This is a genomic window from Vibrio sp. 10N.222.52.B7 (genome assembly GCF_041474275.1).
GTDB lineage: Bacteria > Pseudomonadota > Gammaproteobacteria > Enterobacterales > Vibrionaceae > Vibrio > Vibrio crassostreae_C.
On sequence record NZ_JBFRTU010000042.1, the window covers coordinates 1 to 19,308 of the forward strand.

General features: G+C 45.8%; 14 protein-coding genes and 1 tRNA gene. 10 read left to right on the forward strand and 5 right to left on the reverse strand.

What is annotated here, in order from left to right; translation table 11 throughout:
* Positions 1-49: 49 nt before the first annotated feature.
* Both AB4512_RS12690 and orn read right to left on the reverse strand, forming a co-directional pair.
* Positions 50-125 (reverse strand) — tRNA-Gly (locus AB4512_RS12690).
* A gap of 180 nt (positions 126-305) precedes the next feature.
* A complete protein-coding gene (gene orn / locus AB4512_RS12695) occupies positions 306-851 on the reverse strand; it encodes an oligoribonuclease (protein WP_010434065.1) in 546 nt (181 codons plus the stop codon).
* Positions 852-1,001: 150 nt separating this feature from the next.
* Here orn and rsgA point away from each other — a divergent pair, with 150 nt between their 5' ends.
* The 4 genes from rsgA to AB4512_RS12715 all read left to right on the forward strand — a co-directional run bounded on the left by rsgA (position 1,002) and on the right by AB4512_RS12715 (position 5,828).
* Positions 1,002-2,057 carry a small ribosomal subunit biogenesis GTPase RsgA gene (gene rsgA / locus AB4512_RS12700; protein ID WP_372074587.1) on the forward strand — a complete coding sequence of 352 codons (1,056 nt, stop codon included), beginning with the start codon at positions 1,002-1,004 and terminating at the stop codon, positions 2,055-2,057.
* A 125-nt stretch (positions 2,058-2,182) separates the two neighbouring features.
* On the forward strand, positions 2,183-3,103 hold the full coding sequence (gene asd, locus AB4512_RS12705; RefSeq protein ID WP_017063172.1) for an archaetidylserine decarboxylase: 921 nt from the start codon (positions 2,183-2,185) through the stop codon (positions 3,101-3,103).
* Between the two features lie 308 nt (positions 3,104-3,411).
* Positions 3,412-4,827, forward strand: coding sequence for a DASS family sodium-coupled anion symporter (locus tag AB4512_RS12710; RefSeq protein ID WP_017061303.1), 1,416 nt, complete (start codon positions 3,412-3,414; stop codon positions 4,825-4,827).
* A 113-nt stretch (positions 4,828-4,940) separates the two neighbouring features.
* Positions 4,941-5,828 (forward strand): DMT family transporter, encoded by an 888-nt coding sequence (locus tag AB4512_RS12715; RefSeq protein ID WP_017071213.1) that lies wholly within the window; start codon positions 4,941-4,943, stop codon positions 5,826-5,828.
* An 85-nt stretch (positions 5,829-5,913) separates the two neighbouring features.
* On the opposite strand, the gene epmA is transcribed toward AB4512_RS12715, so the two are convergent.
* Entirely contained in the window at positions 5,914-6,885 is a 972-nt protein-coding gene (epmA, locus tag AB4512_RS12720) for an elongation factor P--(R)-beta-lysine ligase (protein ID WP_102332661.1), read from the reverse strand.
* Positions 6,886-7,336: 451 nt separating this feature from the next.
* Between epmA and frdA the strand changes: the two genes are divergently transcribed.
* From frdA to frdD, 4 genes are read left to right on the forward strand one after another with little or no spacing between them, the layout of a single operon-like run.
* Entirely contained in the window at positions 7,337-9,178 is a 1,842-nt protein-coding gene (gene frdA, locus AB4512_RS12725; protein WP_102332660.1) for a fumarate reductase (quinol) flavoprotein subunit, read from the forward strand.
* The gene (locus AB4512_RS12730) at positions 9,178-9,942 is read left to right on the forward strand and encodes a succinate dehydrogenase/fumarate reductase iron-sulfur subunit (RefSeq protein WP_009847917.1); all 765 of its coding nucleotides are present in this window, start codon (positions 9,178-9,180) and stop codon (positions 9,940-9,942) included. The genes frdA and AB4512_RS12730 overlap by 1 nt, the downstream gene beginning before the upstream one ends.
* A 1-nt stretch (position 9,943) precedes the next feature.
* On the forward strand, positions 9,944-10,327 hold the full coding sequence (gene frdC, locus AB4512_RS12735; protein WP_017061300.1) for a fumarate reductase subunit FrdC: 384 nt from the start codon (positions 9,944-9,946) through the stop codon (positions 10,325-10,327).
* Between the two features lie 12 nt (positions 10,328-10,339).
* Positions 10,340-10,726, forward strand: coding sequence for a fumarate reductase subunit FrdD (gene frdD, locus AB4512_RS12740; protein WP_065677187.1), 387 nt, complete (start codon positions 10,340-10,342; stop codon positions 10,724-10,726).
* A gap of 70 nt (positions 10,727-10,796) precedes the next feature.
* Here the strand turns inward: frdD and AB4512_RS12745 are convergent, their stop codons facing one another.
* Together AB4512_RS12745 and efp are read right to left on the reverse strand one after the other, a co-directional pair.
* Positions 10,797-16,619, reverse strand: a complete 5,823-nt coding sequence (locus AB4512_RS12745; protein ID WP_372174983.1) for a hypothetical protein — start codon at positions 16,617-16,619, stop codon at positions 10,797-10,799.
* Positions 16,620-17,029: 410 nt separating this feature from the next.
* Complete coding sequence (efp, locus tag AB4512_RS12750) at positions 17,030-17,596, reverse strand: elongation factor P (RefSeq protein ID WP_017067165.1); 567 nt, start codon at positions 17,594-17,596, stop codon at positions 17,030-17,032.
* A 33-nt stretch (positions 17,597-17,629) separates the two neighbouring features.
* Between efp and epmB the strand changes: the two genes are divergently transcribed.
* Both epmB and AB4512_RS12760 read left to right on the forward strand, forming a co-directional pair.
* A complete protein-coding gene (gene epmB, locus AB4512_RS12755) occupies positions 17,630-18,652 on the forward strand; it encodes an EF-P beta-lysylation protein EpmB (RefSeq protein ID WP_372174984.1) in 1,023 nt (340 codons plus the stop codon).
* 13 nt (positions 18,653-18,665) lie between these two features.
* Positions 18,666-19,211 carry a prepilin-type N-terminal cleavage/methylation domain-containing protein gene (locus tag AB4512_RS12760; protein ID WP_372136662.1) on the forward strand — a complete coding sequence of 182 codons (546 nt, stop codon included), beginning with the start codon at positions 18,666-18,668 and terminating at the stop codon, positions 19,209-19,211.
* The last annotated feature ends 97 nt before the right edge of the window (positions 19,212-19,308 follow it).

The following is a 19,308-nucleotide window of genomic DNA, read 5'->3' on the forward strand; positions in this document are numbered from 1 at the left end:
TATTTAAGTCAATGACTCTATTTCCCAACATCAATCCTAAGAAAGAATTTGGAGCGATACATCGGGTTCGAACCGATGACCTCAACCTTGGCAAGGTTGCGCTCTACCAACTGAGCTAGTATCGCAATCTGAAAACGTCTTTCTCCGTTCAGGGCTGCGAATTATAAGAGCATTTTTTTGTGATGCAAGTCCTTAATGCAAAATTACGAAACTTTTTACTCAACTGCTGTAAAAGCACACAGATTTGCAAAAAAAACGGCTCTTATGTCCCTGAAAAGTTAGATAAACGTGATCATTTTATTCGACTAGATGTTAATAATCGTTTTTCGGTAGTACTGCAGCTCGGCGATCGACTCTCGAATATCGTCTAACGCAAGGTGACTTCCCGACTTAGAAAAACCATCTAACACTTCAGGTTTCCAACGACGAGTCAGCTCTTTCAGAGTGCTTACGTCAACATAGCGGTAGTGGAAGTACTCTTCTAACTCTGGCATGTGCTTGTATAGGAAACGGCGGTCTTGACCAATGCTGTTGCCACAAATTGGTGACTTACCTTTTGGTACCCATTTTTCAAGAAACTCAATGGTTTGTTGGATGGCATCTTGCTCTGAAACCGTGCTTTCTTGAATTCGCTTCACGAGGCCGCTGCCAGTGTGAGTCGTTGTACACCACTCGTCCATCTTGTCCAATTCACTCTGAGGTTGGTGAATAGCCAAAACAGGTCCTTCAGCCAGGATGTTAAGCTCACTATCAGTAACGATAGTAGCAATTTCAATGATTTTATGAGTTTCAGGATCAAGTCCTGTCATCTCTAGATCAACCCAAATAAGGTTCTGATCGCTAAAGGACATAAGGCGTCGCCTATTTGTTTATGTGTAAAAGAGGTACTATACCCAAATAACTATACTCAAACTAGCTTTAGGACCATCGAAATCACGTGGTACCAGCAACATCCTGTTTGAGTCCCCAATCATCAAGTTAGATGTGTTAAGTGAAAAATTGTGGCTAAAAAAAAGAAGTTAACCAAAGGTCAAGTACGTCGTGTACGTAGCAACCAGAACAAGCGACTCAAGAAAGAAGATTCTATCCAATGGGATGAGAACATGCTTGGCGGAACCAAAAGCGGACTCGTGATTACGCGCTTTGGCCAACATGCTGATATCGAAGATCTTGAAACTAACGAAGTTCATCGTTGTAACTTACGCCGTAGTATCGAGACTTTAGTTTCTGGTGACCGAGTGACTTGGCGCGCAGGCTTAGAATCAATGGCCGGTATTTCTGGCGTTGTGGAAGCGGTTGAGCCGAGAACTTCAATGCTGACTCGCCCTGATTACTACGATGGCCTAAAGCCAGTAGCTGCGAACGTCGACCAAATGGTTATCGTATCGGCTGTGCTACCAGAGCTATCACTTAATATTATCGACCGTTACCTAATTGCTTCAGAAACGGTAAACATCGCGCCGCTTGTTGTACTGAACAAGGTCGATCTACTGACTGATGAGCAGATTGCTGAATACCGTGAAACACTTAAAGAGTACGAGAAGATCGGCTATAAAGTGATGTTCGTGAGTAAAGAGTCTGGCTACGGCATCAAAGAGCTGGAAGCTGAACTCAAAGACCGTATCAACATCTTTGTTGGTCAATCGGGTGTGGGTAAATCAAGCCTAGTGAATGCATTAATGCCTACGCTAGACATTGAAGAAGGCGAAGTCTCTGAGAACTCAGGTCTTGGTCAGCACACAACCACGGCAGCTCGTTTATACCACTTCCCTTCTGGTGGTGATCTGATTGATTCACCAGGAGTGCGTGAATTCGGCCTATGGCACCTAGAGGCCGACGAAATCACTGAAGCCTTTATCGAGTTCAAGCCTTACCTTGGCGGTTGTAAGTTCCGTGACTGTAAACACATTGATGACCCAGGCTGCATCCTGCGCGAAGCGGTAGAAAACGGAAAGATCAGTCGATTACGTTTCGACAACTACCACCGCATCATTGAAAGCATGGTGAGTAACAAAGATAACCGTCAGTATTCACGCAACAAAAAAGCCGATCTCTAATCGCGTTTTTGTGAACAAATGTGTGCATTTACTGACAATTGGCGCGAATTTAAGTAACATCTCGCGCCCTAAACCGTCATCGACAGATTTAATTGAAAAACAATTAGCATTGGAAAATTAATACAATGGATAAGATTAAAGTTGGATTGCAGTACTGGATTCCACAACATGGATTAACTCGCCTAGTCGGCAAACTTGCGTCTGCTAAAGCGGGCGGCTTAACGACAGCGATCATCAACTGGTTCATCAAGCAATACAAAGTGAACATGGATGAAGCTCTGCATAGCGATCCAAAACACTTTAAAACATTCAATGAATTCTTCGTGCGTGAATTGAAAGAAGGCATGCGTCCCATCGCCGAAGGTGAATCTGTTATTGTTCACCCTGCAGATGCACGTGTGAGCCAATTTGGCCCAATTACTGACGGTCAACTGATTCAAGCGAAAGGCCATAACTACTCAGCTCGCGAGCTATTGGGTGGTGATGCTGCGCTAGCGGATGAATTTAAAGACGGTGAATTCGCAACGCTTTACCTGTCTCCAAGTGATTACCACCGCGTGCACATGCCATGCGACGGCACACTGCGCCAGATGATCTACGTTCCAGGTGACCTTTTCTCAGTTAACCCGTTAACGGCAGAAAACGTTCCAAACCTATTCGCACGTAATGAGCGTGTCGTTTGTATCTTCGATACGGAATTTGGCCCAATGGCACAAGTGCTGGTTGGCGCAACGATCGTAGGTAGCATCGAGCAAGTATGGGCAGGTACCATCACCCCACCTCGTGGTAACTCGGTTTACAAATGGGATTACCCTGCACAAGGTGACAAAGCAATCATCTTGAAGAAAGGCGAAGAGATGGGCCGCTTTAAGCTTGGTTCAACCGTTATCAACCTGTTCGCTAAAGATGCAATCAAGTTTGACGACACTATGCAAAATGGCGAGAAAACGGTTCTTGGTACACCTTTCGCGCACATTGCTGGCAAAGAAGCGCAAGCAAATGACGATGTTGTTACCGATTCTGCTGAGAACACTGACCAAGCTTAACAATTTGAGTTAACTCATTTAAGCTTTCAAGGCGCGTTACTTTTTCTATTTCAGAGAAGAACGCGCCTTTTTCTTAACTCTACCGATTCATTTGCTACTCAAGCTCTAACAACTCAATCTTTCAAACCCTGCCCAGCCACCTGCTGCTTCTCACTCTTGTCTCTAATTGCCCAGATAAAAGATTGACCAAAAACAAAACAACTGTCGAAACCTTAAACAACTTTTTGATTTTCCAACCCGTCTCCAAGTACCAGAAATCCAGATAACTTACTCTATTTGAAGATATTTTATTTATAGGGTCTTTGTACATGCCTAAACTCAATGTTGGCGTTCTGGTCAAGCTGTTGATTTGTTTTGCGATTCCCTTAGGCGTGTTATTCATGCCGATAGATTCAATACCAATCGATGATCTCACGCTGATTCAACACCGCCTGTTGGCGATATTCTTATTAGCAGCCCTGCTGTGGGTGCTTGAACCTGTTCCGGTATTCGCCACTTCCATTTTGATCATTGCGCTTGAACTGGTGATGATATCTGACAAAGGTTTACACCTATTTAGAAATCCACCAGCGGGGCACGATCTCGGTGAGTTAATCAAATATACCGACATCTTCGGTGCATTTTCGTCACCGATCATCATCCTTTTCATGGGTGGTTTTGCTCTTGCGATATCCGCATCCAAGTATGAACTCGATAACAACCTAGCTCGAGTGCTACTTAAACCATTTGGTACAGAGCCGCGCTTCATTATGCTCGGCTTAATGCTGATCACCGCCGTGTTCTCAATGTTCATGTCAAATACCGCAACGACGGTAATGATGCTTGCACTGCTCGGCCCTATCGTGGCATCTGCACCAAAAGGCGATATGGGTATCAAAGCGCTCGTGTTGTGTATTCCAATTGCTGCCAATACTGGCGGTATCGCAACCCCAATCGGTACACCGCCCAATGCCATCGCGCTGCAATACCTAACGGGTGAAAATACCATCGACTTCCTCAGCTGGATGATGATGGGCTTACCCTTTGTGATCATCCAACTCACCATCGCTTGGTTTCTTCTACAAAAACTCTTCCCTTCTAAAGAAAGAAACATGGTGCTCAAGCTCGATGGACAATTTAGAAAGAGCTGGCGAGCGATTGTGGTTTACATCACCTTCGCTGCGACAATCTTATTGTGGATGACCACCAAACTGCATGGCATGAACACCTATGTCGTGTCTATCATTCCATTGGCTGTGTTTACGCTCACTGGCATCATGGGTAAAGAAGAACTCAAGCTGATTAACTGGGATGTGTTGTGGCTGGTCGCAGGTGGTATTGCGATTGGTATTGGCTTAGATAAAACAGGCTTAGCCGCTGCACTCGCACACGCAATTGACTATGAATCGCTGTCACCTGCAGCTGTGGTACTGACATTGTCTATCGTGTGTTGGTTAATGGCGAACTTCATGTCAAACACTGCGACTGCCAACTTGCTGATGCCGATAGCCGCTGCGATCGGTGCATCCATGGAAAGCCTAGTTGCGATTGGTGGCCTGCAAGGCTTGCTGGTTGTGGTCGCCTTCTCTGCGTCACTTGGCATGATTCTGCCCGTATCAACGCCACCAAACTCACTGGCCTACTCGACCGGGCTTATCGAAAGCAAAGACATGGCGAAGATGGGCATCATCTTAGGTATTGTGGGCTTGCTGATGGTTTACCTCGCCCTGTTTATCATCACCTAGCACGTTAATCCCTACTAATGCCCTTCCAGATAGTAATCACGTCTTTGCTATCTGGAAGGTTTAGTGCATATTGAATCCCCCACTTCTACATTTTGACACGGACGTACACTTCAATGGGATTCGAATGGTTGGCTCTTGCTGCCGCTTTTCTTTGGGCTATCGCGAGCCTGATGTCAGTAAAGCCTGCTCAACACTTAGGTTCTTTCGCCTATAGCCGTTGGCGCATGGGTTGCACTGCTATCATCTTATCGAGCATGGCTTGGTTTACTGGTGGCTGGTCAACGGTCGAAGCAGACCTAGTCACGCCGATGATGCTGTCTGGGCTAATTGGCATCTTCATTGGTGATACCGCCCTATTTGCTTGTTTGAACAGAATGGGACCGCGCCAAGCAGGTTTGCTGTTCTCTTGTCACGCCGTGTTCTCGGCAATTCTTGGTTACTTCCTATTTAGCGAAAGCATGACTTCGGTGGAGCTGATTGGCTCGGCTTTGGTGTTCAGTGGTGTATTAACCGCGATATTCTTTGGTCGTCGAGGACAAGCCAACAACCAACTCGAAACCATCAAGGGCACCGTGTGGATTGGTGTAGCTCTCGGAATCACAGCGGCTATCTGCCAAGCATTAGGTGGGATCATCGCAAAACCCGTGATGCAAACCAGCATAGACCCTGTTGCCGCTTCAGCAATTCGTATGATCACCGCTTTTGTTGCTCACTCCGCATTTCGTCTAACTGGCGCTAAGCTCTCACGCGCAATTAACCCGATGAATGGTCAAATATTCGCGATTACCGCAGTGAACGGCTTTCTTGCTATGGCGGTGGGAATGACGCTGATCTTGTATGCACTGCAAGAAGGAAATGTCGGCATGGTTGCTCTGTTGTCTTCAACCACACCTATCATGTTGTTACCAATACTTTGGCTGTACACCAAACAGAGACCAAATGCCTACGCTTGGATCGGTGCCATTGTTGCCGTAGTGGGTACTGGTATTCTAGTCAGCTAGCTAGTGAAGTTAATTGGCAGCTGATTGGAAACTGAGAGTGAATAGCTAATGACTATTCACTCTCAGTAAAAACAAAAGCAAAAAGTTAAGAACGTGGGAAAGGAAAAGCCGTCACGTCATCGATGTGGTCATAACCTAACGCCAGCATGATCAGACGATCAATACCTAAAGCAACACCCGCACAGTCTGGTAAGCCCGCTTTTAATGCCTCAATCAAGTGATGGTCAATCGGTTGAGGCGATAAGCCCATCTCAATACGTTTGGCATTGTCATCTTCAAAGCGCTTGAGCTGCTCTTGTGGCTTATCTAATTCATGGAAGCCGTTTGCCAATTCAATCCCTTTAAAGTACACCTCAAAGCGATCCGCCACTCGCGGGTCCTCAGGGTTAATCTTAGCCAATGCCGCTTGTGAAGCCGGAAAGTCATAAACAAACGCAGGGACTTGTTGGCCTATTTTGGCTTCAACCCCAATACTAAACAGCAACTGCAGCAAGGTATCACGATCTTCTTCAGGGTCAGCTATATCGCTGAGCCCAAGTTTTGCTGCGGCTTGCTTTAGCGTAGCCATCGAATCTTCCAGGGGACACACACCTAACACGTCAATAAAGGCTTGTTGGTAAGTCATTCGCTCTGCTGAGCCCGATTTAAGTACCTGCTGTAACAGCAAATCCATTTCATCCATCAGGTCATGGTGATCAAAGCCAACGCGATACCACTCCAACATGGTGAACTCAGGGTTGTGGTAACGGCCATTTTCTTCGTTACGGAAAGACTTACAAATTTGGTAAATACAGCCACTGCCCGCCGCTAATAGACGTTTCATATGAAACTCAGGGCTAGTCATAAAGAACAGAGGCTGACCGTGCGCATAACCCGGCCCTACGAATTCAGTTTTGAAAGTATGCAAATGCACGTCCGTCACCGTGGCGTGGCTCATCGCAGGCGTATCCACTTCCATCACGTTTCGCTCAGCAAAGAACTGACGGATTTGATTAAGGATATCAGCACGTTGCTTTAACTGCTTAATGGTTGCGGCTGGTTGCCATGTTGAGTGCATTATTAAGTTCCATATTACTGAATTCTAGGCGACGGAAATTACCACCTTTCGCCTCTTTTGTAAGCTTCTATCTTTCTATAGATGGAAGCAAAATGTTGCTTTAATGAAGCCAGAAAATTACGTTCTACAATACAATTATCAATACAGCTTTCACATCCACATTGATAACAAAAATCATACTCAACAAGCCGTTAACACAAGTCTTGTGGGTTAATCGTTATCAACAATTCATTGCCGTGATTGCAGTCACATAACCTATAATTTCTATGCCTCCATATGCACTACCGACCTAAAAACCCAAATGCATCAACTTTTCGAATACCTTCCTCTCTTACACTGAACCTACCACTTAAGGCTTAGGGGCGCTAAATGGTTCCTACGATTTAGAACCTCCTAAATAGGCTTTTTATAATTACAAGCGGAATACTCCGCATCACACTGGAGAATAACTGTGAAGACAATTACCACAGATATCGCAGTCATCGGCGCAGGCGGCGCTGGTCTTCGTACAGCTATTGCTGCGGCTGAAGCTAATCCTGAACTGGAAGTAGCACTGATTTCTAAAGTTTACCCAATGCGTTCGCACACGGTAGCGGCAGAAGGCGGTTCAGCAGCGGTAATTAAAGACGAAGATAGCCTAGATAACCACTTCAACGATACTGTTGGCGGTGGCGACTGGCTATGTGAACAGGATGTTGTTGAATACTTTGTTGAAAACTCGACTCGCGAAATGATCCAAATGGAACAATGGGGCTGCCCATGGAGTCGTAAAGAAAACGGTGAAGTAAACGTACGCCGATTCGGCGGTATGAAAGTAGAGAGAACGTGGTTCGCAGCGGATAAAACCGGCTTCCACATGCTTCATACTCTGTTCCAGACTTCGATGAAGTACGACACAATCAAACGATTTGATGAGTACTTTGTGGTGGACCTTCTCGTAGAAAACCAGAGCGGCGTTGAAGATGGCGAAGTACAAGGCCTAATCGCGATTCACATGTCTGAAGGTGAGCTTGTTACCATCAAAGCAAAATCTGTTGTTCTAGCAACCGGCGGCGCAGGTCGTGTTTACCACTGTAATACCAACGGCGGCATCGTAACGGGCGACGGTATGGCAATGGCTTATCGCCACGGTGTACCACTGCGTGATATGGAGTTCGTTCAATACCACCCAACAGGCCTACCGGGCACTGGCATCTTGATGACCGAAGGTTGTCGTGGTGAAGGCGGTATCATCGTCAACAAGAACGGCTACCGTTACCTACAAGATTACGGCATGGGCCCTGAAACTCCAGTGGGCGAGCCAAAAAACAAATACATGGAACTGGGTCCACGTGACAAAGTTTCTCAAGCATTCTGGCACGAGCAGCAGAAAGGCAACACCATCAAGCACCCACTTGGTGATGTCGTGCACCTTGACCTTCGCCACCTTGGTGAAGAGTACCTGCAAGAGCGTCTACCGTTCATCTGTGAGCTTGCAAAAGCGTACGTAAACGTAGACCCAGCAAAAGAGCCGATCCCAATTCGTCCAACCGTTCACTACACCATGGGTGGTATTGAAACTAACGGTACCTGTGAAACTCGCATTAAAGGCCTATTCGCCGTTGGTGAATGTGCTTCAGTTGGCCTACACGGTGCAAACCGCCTAGGTTCTAACTCACTGGCTGAGTTCGTAGTATTTGGCCGCGTTGCTGGTGAAGAAGCGGTGAAACGCGCTGCTGAATTCAAAGGCTGGAACGAAGAGTCTATCGCTAAGCAAGTGAAAGCGGTTGAAGATCGCATCGCAGGCATCTTGGCTCAAGAAGGCGACGAGAACTGGGCTGATATCCGTACTGAAATGGGTCACACCATGGAAGCGGGTTGTGGTATCTACCGTCAAGAAGACTTGATGCAAAAGACCATCGACAAACTCACTGAACTGAAAGCTCGCTACAAGAAGATCAGCATTAAAGACAAAGGCAAAGTATTCAACACTGACCTACTTTACGCTATCGAAGTGGGTTACGGTCTTGAAGTTGCAGAAGCGATGGTTCACTCAGCGATCCTTCGTAAAGAGTCTCGCGGTGCACACCAACGTCTAGACGACAACTGCACAGAACGTGATGACGTGAACTTCCTGAAACACTCTCTATCTTTCTACAACGAAGATGCAGCACCAACCATCGACTACAGCGGCGTTAAGATCACCAAATCTCAACCTAAAGCTCGTCTGTACGGTGAAGCTGCAGAGAAAGCCGCTGCCGCTGAAAAAGCAGCAGAAGAGAATGCTAAGAAGAGCGAAGAGGAGCAAGCATAATGTCAGCGAATCGAATCCAAAAAATTGAAATCCTGCGTTATGACCCTGAGCACGATGCAGAACCTCACTTTCAAACCTTTGAAGTGCCGTTTGATGAAACCATGTCAGTACTTGATGCGATCGGTTACATCAAAGACAACCTAGATAAAGACCTGTCTTACCGTTGGTCTTGTCGTATGGCGATTTGTGGTTCTTGCGGCATCATGGTTGATGGCGTGCCAAAACTGGCGTGTAAGAGCTTCTTACGTGACTACCCGAATGGCTTCAAGATTGAGCCTTTAGCTAACTTCCCAATCGAAAAAGATTTGATTGTCGACATGACGCCGTTCATCGAGCGCCTTGAAGCGATCAAGCCTTACATCATTGGTAACGACCGTAAGCCAGAAGACGGCACGAACATCCAAACTCCAGAGCAAATGGCGAAATACAAGCAGTTCGCTGGCTGCATCAACTGTGGTTTGTGTTACGCAGCATGTCCTCAGTTTGGTCTAAACCCTGAGTTCATCGGCCCTGCGGCACTTGCTCTTGCTCACCGCTACAACCTAGATAGCCGTGACAATGGTAAAGCCGAACGTATGAAGCTTATCAATGGCGACAATGGCGCTTGGGGCTGTACGTTTGTAGGTTACTGTTCTGACGTATGTCCGAAGAAAGTAGACCCAGCGGCTGCAGTAAACCAAGGTAAAGTTGAGTCTTCAATGGACTTCGTTATCTCGATGTTCAAGCCAGACGGATCGCAAGTAAAAACAGCAGAGGAGGCATAATATGAGCAATCGTAAGCCTTATGTTCGTGAGATGAAGAGAACGTGGTGGAGCAACCATCCGTTCTACCGCTTCTACATGCTACGTGAAGCGACTGTACTGCCTTTGATTCTATTCACTCTGTTCCTAACCTTCGGTTTGGGTGCACTAGTGAAAGGCCCTGAAGCGTGGGCTGGTTGGTTGAGCTTTATGGCGAACCCTATCGTCGTTGGTATCAACATCGTGGCACTGCTAGGCAGCTTGCTGCACGCTCAAACCTTCTTCAGCATGATGCCTCAAGTAATGCCAATCCGTCTTAAAGGCAAATTGGTTGATAAAAAAATCATCGTACTGACCCAGTGGGCAGCGGTGGCTTTTATTTCTTTAATCGTTCTTGTTGTGGTGTAAGGAGCTTTCGTTATGAACACAAATTACAAAGTAAAACCTGTTAACCACAACCCACAACGCTCTGATGAGCCAATCTGGTGGGGCCTATTTGGCGCTGGCGGTACTTGGTTTGCGATGATCACACCAATCACGATCTTAGTGCTGGGTATCTTAGTGCCAATGGGCATCATCGATGCGGACGCAATGAGCTACGAGCGTGTGTCTGAATTCGCCACCAGCATTATCGGTGCGCTATTCATCATCGGTACGCTAGCACTGCCAATGTGGCACGCAATGCACCGTCTTCACCACGGCATGCACGACCTTAAGTTCCATGTCGGTGTTGCGGGTAAAGTTGGCTGCTACTTCGTTGCAGGCCTAATCAGCGCACTGTCTATTATCTTCATTTTTATGATTTAACAGTTAAATAGAAAACGCCTAGGTTTGACCCTAGGCGTTTATTCTATGCTAGATGATAAGTCTATATGCGTTACGGCGATTCAAACCCCACAAATCGCATCACACCCGAGAATATCTCAGCTTCTCCCTCTGCCGGCGCAGGGTTGCTCCAGGTTGGATCGCTCCAGAAGGATTTAGTCGTAATATACTCTCCATCTTGATCAACCTTATTCCAGGTGTCTTTGGCTCCTATAAATTCCTCTTCGGTTATGGTTAAGGTCACCTCACCATTCAAAATCACCCAATCGAACCCGAACAATCCCTCATCATCGTCAAAGTAGCCAGTACCGTTACTATGGAACACAACCTCTTCTTCAACTACAGCCATGACGGTGCCATTTATCTCCCAAAGATCGATGAGCTCCCAACGAGAACTTTCACTGCCATTACCTGTGAAATCAGACTCTATAAACTGAGCACCACCAACGGTACAGTTGGCGACTGCGCTGTCATAGTCCGAACGAGTGCCAAAGTCAGAGGGTTGGTCCGTAAAATCATCCCACGGTGAATCACCATCCTCACAGACCGTTACTGTTCCCTCGTAGGTAACATTTGTAAGCACCTCCTCTGAACCATCCCTAGAGATAGTTAATTCATCATCAGTTTGTGATAAAAGTACCCATTGCTCGGTTGAGGTATCTTCATAAGTTATCATCATGGTATTAGCTGAAGTTTTCATCCAACTGTTCCCATAGGTCTCAGTGCCATCATTGCCGATATAGCTCATACTGCCGTTATCATGGAAAAAGAGGGTGTTACCATCGTACTCCATCAATACCAAGTTAGTCGGGTCAAACTGCAGAGCGTTTCTATCTTGTTGCACCACGGTATCTGCCCATATCCAACTTTCAGTCACACCGCCTAACGTTTCTTCCTCGAAGAACTTAATTGACCAAGTTTGCTCCATTGACTCTAATAACGCCCAGTAAGTCGTGAAGCTCTCCGATTCATCAGAATAGCTAACCTTAATAAAGCCATCTTCTATGGCCCAGTCATCGATATAGTCACCACCCTCACTCTTCAATACATGTACAGTACCATCAGCATTGAACAAGTAATCACGAGTATCTCCATTGCCTTTAACGCGTTGGAAGTTTAGACCCTCGACCATCTCACTGGTAATGTGAGTTCGACCGCCACAATCCGTGATCGCCGTTTCGTAGTCACTCATACTCGGGATAGGTTGCCCCTCAACAGGTTCTGCATCACCGATGTAGCACTCTTCAAGCACAATCGGACGATCTTGTTGAATAATAGTATCCATCCAGATATAGCTACTTGATTGACCGTCCACAACTTCGTTCTCATAGAACTTGATTGACCACGTATCATCCAACGAATCTAACAGTGCCCAGTAAGTCGTGAAGCTCTCCGATTCATCAGAATAGCTGATCTTAACCAAGCCATCTTCTATGACCCAATCGTCAGTATAGTTACCGCCCTCTCCCTTCAATACATGCACTGTGCCATCAGCATTGAACAAGTAGTCACGAGTATTTCCATTGCCTTTAACGCGTTGGAAGTTTAGACCCTCGACCATTTCGCTGGTAATGTGAGTTCGACCGCCACAATCCGTAATCGCAAGCTCATAGTCAGCCATGATTGGGCTTGACTGATCATCGCTATCACCCAAGTAGCAGGTAAATAGGTAATCGCTCAACACTACACCATCTTCTATAGACTGTGCGGCAATACCATTGAAAGCGTACATAGTATCGTCCGACGGTTCAGCACTTGGCGCCTCAATCTCACCTACCGTAAGTTCACCATTGTACATGCTAAAGATCATGGTAGGCGTATCCCCCTCTCCCATGTAGGGCATAGCCTCAACTGGTACGGTAAATTCGACGATATCTTCACCGTGTAATGTGTAACGTAAGTAATCCGCAGTAGCGACGCGACTTGCCGTTCCTGCGTCCCAATCAAAGAAGTAATAATGCGCCGTGCCATCACTCACTAACTCGATATCAAAGTCTAGATAGAGGCCAACAGAGGTAGTAAGATCTGTGGAAACCGACTCACCGACCGACTGCGACACAATAATGTCGTCCAGACTTGTAATAGAGCTACCATCCGTATCATAACCGACGTCAGAGAACCTCACGTACGGACTACCACCCTCCCATAGGAAGTACTGGTTTACGGCTGGAGAGAAGGTAAACATTACCGCTTGTGAGCCTTCAGCGAACCTCGCCTCTTCCATGAAGTCGAACCACTCAAAGTAGACTTCATACAATGCCATACCCGATAGGTTTACCACTTCTGATTCTACTGAATAATAGAAACTGGAATTGTCTTCTGGATAGGCAATAAGTTGCTCTCCAGAGAAGTCTATCGTATAACCTACCGGAGTTTGCCAGCCGTTTTCAGTGAGCTGTACGTCCCCCTCAGCTTCAAGTGGTAGCTGGATAAAGGATTGATCACCACGGTACTGTATGAGTTCCGTAAGGGTTAACGTATCACCGCCATAACTCAAGGTTTCTTTAAACAGAATATCTACGAACGATAGTTCGCTCCCATCGCTGAAGAATCCGTAAAGAGTCCCCTCTTGCTCCGCAAACTCTTGGGCGGTAATAGTCCACTTATTTGGGTCGGTTGGATAAAGGTCTTCACCGTCATAAACGCCGTCTTCATCTGAATCAGCATTATTCGGATCTAAACCTTCGGTTGCATTCTCATGGTTATCGCCTAAACCATCACTATCAGAATCCGCCCACTCTAATGAGTCATAAGGGAAGGCATCGCTATTGTCGCCAACATAGTCACCATCACTATCATCCCATTCATTTGGATCATTAGGGAAAGCATCCTCGTAGTCTTTAAAGCCATCGTCGTCGCTATCTTGATTTAAAAACTCTGCAAGATAATCTTGCGCAGCTGTCTCGTCTAAGAAGAACACTCCTAGACTGTTATGCCAACTAAACGCTTCCTCCGTTAGGTCCATGCTCCAAGTGTCTATGCCCCTGCGATAGTAAGCATTGTGCCAAGGCCAAGGATTCTCAACATCCGGGACCATAAGCACCATATCAACGTCATTCACTCCGGTGAACGAACCAGGAACCACACCACTATCACCAAGGTTCAATGTAACCAGTGTTGGAATACCCGTATAAGTCAATAGGTAGTCTTGCGTTACAACGTGCCATTGAATTGGCCCATTGTCATCGTATTGGAAGCTGCTTGTAGGTAACAGCGTAGCGTATCGGCTCAGGCCTGGAATGATTTGATCATCAATAAGCTCCAACTCTGTGCCATCAGCACGGGCATCCTCTACCTGTTGTGGTAGATCAACAACCGCTTGTGTTCCCCACTCATCAAATGAGGTAGCAACCCAAAGGCCATTAGATTGTTTCTGGTAAACGCGATAGGCCTGTCCGACATTATCAGTGTCAGTCGTAAATGAATAATCCGCTAATGGGTAGTGCTGCCACTCTATGTGTTTATTTTTTTCCACATCACTGACAGAACGAGACACGGCATTCCATTCTTGGAACAAGGTATTGATTGGATCACTATCGACAATGAGTAGTGTGTTCGTTTCCTCGTTTAGAACCGAACGCTCTCCACTTTCAAGAACATCACCATTGATTAGCACCTCTTTGCGGTAATAGTTCCAGTACGAGGTGAGATCGTCCCATTTGCCATCATTAAAGTTAAAGTCTGCGTACTCATGGAATTCACCATCTTGTGGGTTTGCCCATATTGGTGTCGAATATTCGTAGACATAGCTACCATCAGGGATATTATTAAATCGAAGTTCAACATTGATGTAACCGTCTGCACCCCAGTCCTGCTTAGACTCCACGAAACTCTGCACGTAATCCTGCGTTACAGTGGTTAAAGTCTGAGCCCATTGAGCTTGATGGGTTTGAACATCGTCGATATCAAAGCCATTTACCGTGTATTCGGTTAACGTTTCGACCGCTTGAACGCCCTCTGCGACGTCCTCAAATTCCACTGATACACTATGTATTGTATCTATTTGAGATAAGTCATTTGGGTGAACTCTAGATGTTAAGGCTACGCCTTGTTCATAGACACGACCATTACCGCCGAAACCGCCCTCAAGAGATGCATCACCCTCATCGATATAGCGCCAATACGTCTCGCTTGTTTCGGTTCTAGTACCAATTTCAAGAGACATGCCTTCGTAACGTGCAGTACCATCGAGGTTATAGTCGTACGCAAAGGTCTGGATACGAGTAAAGTCATCATTTAACAGGTGATCGACACTTTGTGTCGTGCCATATACCACATCATCAGCAGTGATATATTGAGTAGTTATGGTGGTAACAATCTCTCCGCTATTCAGTGTCTCAACCATTTCTTCGACCTCAATATCCAGTGTAATGATATCGCGATCTGTTATGTTGAAAATTGCTACATCAGTTGCACTAACATTGGCCACAACATCAGCAATTGACTTATTTCCATCCTCTGGATGAACATCGGCATTATTACCAACGCCATCACCGTCCACATCGACCCATTCGGTCGCATCGGTTGGGAATTCATCAACATCATTGTTGTAACTGTCGTTATCCGTATCGTTTGGATACGGGTCATCCTCGTTATCGCCTAAGCCATCATCATCCGTATCTGCCCATTCGGTCGCATCGGTTGGGAATTCATCGGCATTATTACCAACGCCATCACCGTCCGTATCTAAGGACTCGTTGGGATCCGATGGGAATTTATCGGCATTATTACCAACACCATCACCGTCCGTATCTGCCCATTCGGTTGGGTCATTATCAAATACATCTTGATTGTCACCATAGCCATCAGAGTCATTATCAGCCCACTCAGTTGGATCTTGTGGGAAGACATCATCAATACTGTCTACCCCATCCGAATCATGGTCACCAGCACGAGAACGATCCGTTGGAAACGCATCATTGGCATCAGGGTAGATGTCATCTTCTCCGTCCACCGTATCATCATTTAGGTCGGCATTATTACCGATCTCATCACCATCGGAGTCCAGACTTTCATCGGGATCATTCGGAAAGTCATCTAAGTCATTGGGGACGCCGTCATCATCTGTGTCATTAGAAAAATCGACACCCTCTGTCGCACCACCAACATTATCAAATGTCTTATCGCTATCACCTGCAACTTCTTCAATTTTCTTTTTGATTTCATTATTCACAGATGCAATCACAGAGATAAACTTAGTCCCTTTATCTTCACTTTCAGCAACTTCTTGCAACTCTTGAGGAGATGAAGGCAAAACATTTGAATCAACCAAGTTTTCAGCGGCATAAGCGGCAGCCTCAACACCTGACTCAACAAAATCACCTAAGATTTCATCTTCATCTAAGCCTAGCTGATCAGCGACTTGCTGAATGGCAGCTTGCTTTGCTGCTTCAACCGCAGCAGCATCGTCAGAATCTGTAGTGTTTTGCTCGATCAATACGTGAACTAGCGTACTCAAAGGGGTGACATCTTTTTCACCTGGAGGGGCTGACATAATATAGTCGTCAGACACCGTAACATCAGGTTCATCTTCATCAATCGTCTGCCCGGAGATCGCTTGCACAACGACAGGGTACTGTTCAGGGTTGTCGACATCGGTGACGTCTAAATCTGCAACTCCGCCATCACCAGAAATAGCATTAGGCTCACCGTCGTCTAAGACGTAGTTACCGTTAAGGTCTAACCAAATTCGAGCATGACGTAAATAACCATCAATTGCAGTCACACTGTATTTAGTCGTTTCAGCTGGGGAGCTGGGAGTCGAGGGAGTCTCACTCGGAGTCGTGGTTGACACGGTTGTATCATCGTCATCACATCCTGAAAGCCCGACGATACTAACCAAACCAAGAGCCAACGTAATTGCATTAAGTCTCATATCAATACCCACATAGTTGCTTAATAACATCGCGTATAAAGCTAGTAGACTCTACTCATTCTAACAATATTGTAATCAGCTTCCCTTCCCACCACACACATTCACAAAATCAATATTAAACAGTCACATATTGAATTGAGAGATTTTTGTTGCGATATATAAACGCCAACAACACCTTGTAAATCTATAAGTTAGATAAAATTTTTGATTTTCATCCAGAATACAACCAAAATATGACACTAGTCACATAATGTAGCCTTGTAACCAAGGTGAATCGCATCTGGCTTACTCACTCTTGATTTTCCAGCTCTTCGTATCTCGCATCTCGTATTACTCGTATCTGCTCTTCCCCAATCTTGAGGTACAAAAAAAGGCCGCCTAAGCGACCTTTTTCAGATACTTGAAGTCAATTACTTCACACGACCAACGTATTCGCCAGTACGAGTATCAACTTTAACAACTTCACCGATTGCGATGAATAGAGGTACGCGAACTACCGCGCCAGTTGCTAGAGTTGCAGGCTTACCGCCAGTACCTTGTGTGTCGCCTTTAAGGCCAGGATCGGTTTCTGTTACTGCGATCTCAACAAAGTTTGGTGGAGTTACTGTGATAGGGTTATCATTCCACAACGTTAGAGTACATACGTCGTTTTCAACTAACCATTTAGAAGTCTCGCCTACTGCTTTTGCATCAGCAGCGATTTGCTCGAATGTTTCGTTGTTCATGAAGTGGTAGAATTCGCCATCGCTGTATAGGTAGCCTAGTTCAACGTCTACAACGTCCGCTAGTTCTACTGTATCGCCTGACTTAAATGTTTTCTCTAACACTTTGCCTGACAGCAGTTTACGAAGTTTAACACGGTTAAACGCTTGGCCTTTACCTGGCTTAACGTATTCATTTTCGATAATTGAGCAAGGCTCGTTATCCATCATGAATTTTAAACCGCCTTTGAATTCATTGGTGCTTACTGACGCCATGATTTTCTCTTCCACATCTTTGAGTTAATTTCAATGCCGCATATCATAACCCGAAAAGTCGAATCTGTTGAGCAAAACTGGCTCAAACAACTATCGAATGCGATCTCTGACCCGACAAAACTGCTTGAGGCATTGGAAATAGACCCAACACCATGGCAAGCAGGCTTCGCTGCTCGTGAGTTATTTGCACTTCGGGTACCTCTTAGCTTTGTCGAACGAATGGAAAAAGGCAACCCACACGATCCATTGCTACGACAAATTTTACCGCTAAGCGAAGAGTTTGAGGTACACCAAGGCTATTCCGCTGATCCACTGGAAGAGCAAGACAACGCCATTCCTGGGCTACTGCACAAATACAAGAACCGTGCACTGATGATTGTGAAAGGCGGTTGTGCGATTAACTGCCGCTACTGCTTCCGTCGTCACTTCCCTTACCAAGATAACAAGGGCTCGAAGTCTGTTTGGCAAACCAGCCTAGACTATGTGGCTGCTCACCCAGAGATCAACGAAGTTATCTTGTCGGGTGGCGATCCACTGATGGCAAAAGACAGCGAACTAGAGTGGCTAATTCATGCTATCGCACAAATTCCACATGTGAAAACAGTTCGAATTCATAGCCGATTACCGGTTGTGATTCCCGCTCGAGTAACGGATGAACTATGCCAATTGTTAGCTCAAACTCGCCTTAATGTGGTGATGGTGAGCCATATTAACCATGCCAACGAAATTAACTTAGAGCTCAAACAAGCTTTCCACAAGCTTAAGTTAAGTGGTGCTACTCTGCTCAACCAAGGCGTGATGCTTAAAGGCGTAAACAACAGCGCTAACTCATTGAAAGAATTAAGCGAAAAGCTATTCGACGTCGGTGTTTTACCTTACTATATGCATGTACTTGATAAGGTTCAGGGCGCCGCTCATTTCTATATTTCAGATGAAGAAGCGAAACATCACTTTAAAGGATTAATCTCTGAGGTTTCTGGCTACCTAGTACCTAAGTTAACCCGTGAGATTGGCGGGCGCAGCAGCAAGACACCGCTCGACCTACACATTGAATAGAGAAGTTGTATCAATGAAACACAATACCTCAGTTGCTCCACCAGCAACCACATCTCAACCAGCGCTTAGGTTCAGCTCAAGAGGTTTCACCATCATCGAGCTGGTCGTGGTGATCGTGATTCTAGGTATTGTGTCGGTCACTGCAGCTTCTAAATTCCTCAACCTGCAAACTGATGCGCGTATCTCGACATTAAATGGCCTGAAAGGCGGAATGGAGGGTGCAAGTGCTATGCTTTATGGTAAGACATCAGCACTAGGCTTGGATAAGGCTGTCAGCGCATCGATTAACGTTGAGGGTGACGATATATTGGTCGCTTACGGTTACCCTGCAGCGATGAACGATCAAACTTGGTCAATGCTTATCGAATCCACGTTCTTGGATGCGGTTTGGGATACGGGTCGAGCTGACTGGTTCTTTACCAACACAGATGCAAATGATGGCATTATTCTTTATGCGCCTTCTAGCCGAAAAAAACAGGCTGATAACTGCTACCTTGAGTACCAAGAAGCGACAGAGACCACGACACCAGCCTTCACCTTAACAACAAGCGGCTGCTAGGTTTTAAGTAATCTTTATCAATCGTTAAGACAAAAAGTTTTTGTTCGATCGTCCGGTCTATTATTAGCATACTCGGCTCTATTCTAAATTTTTAGGA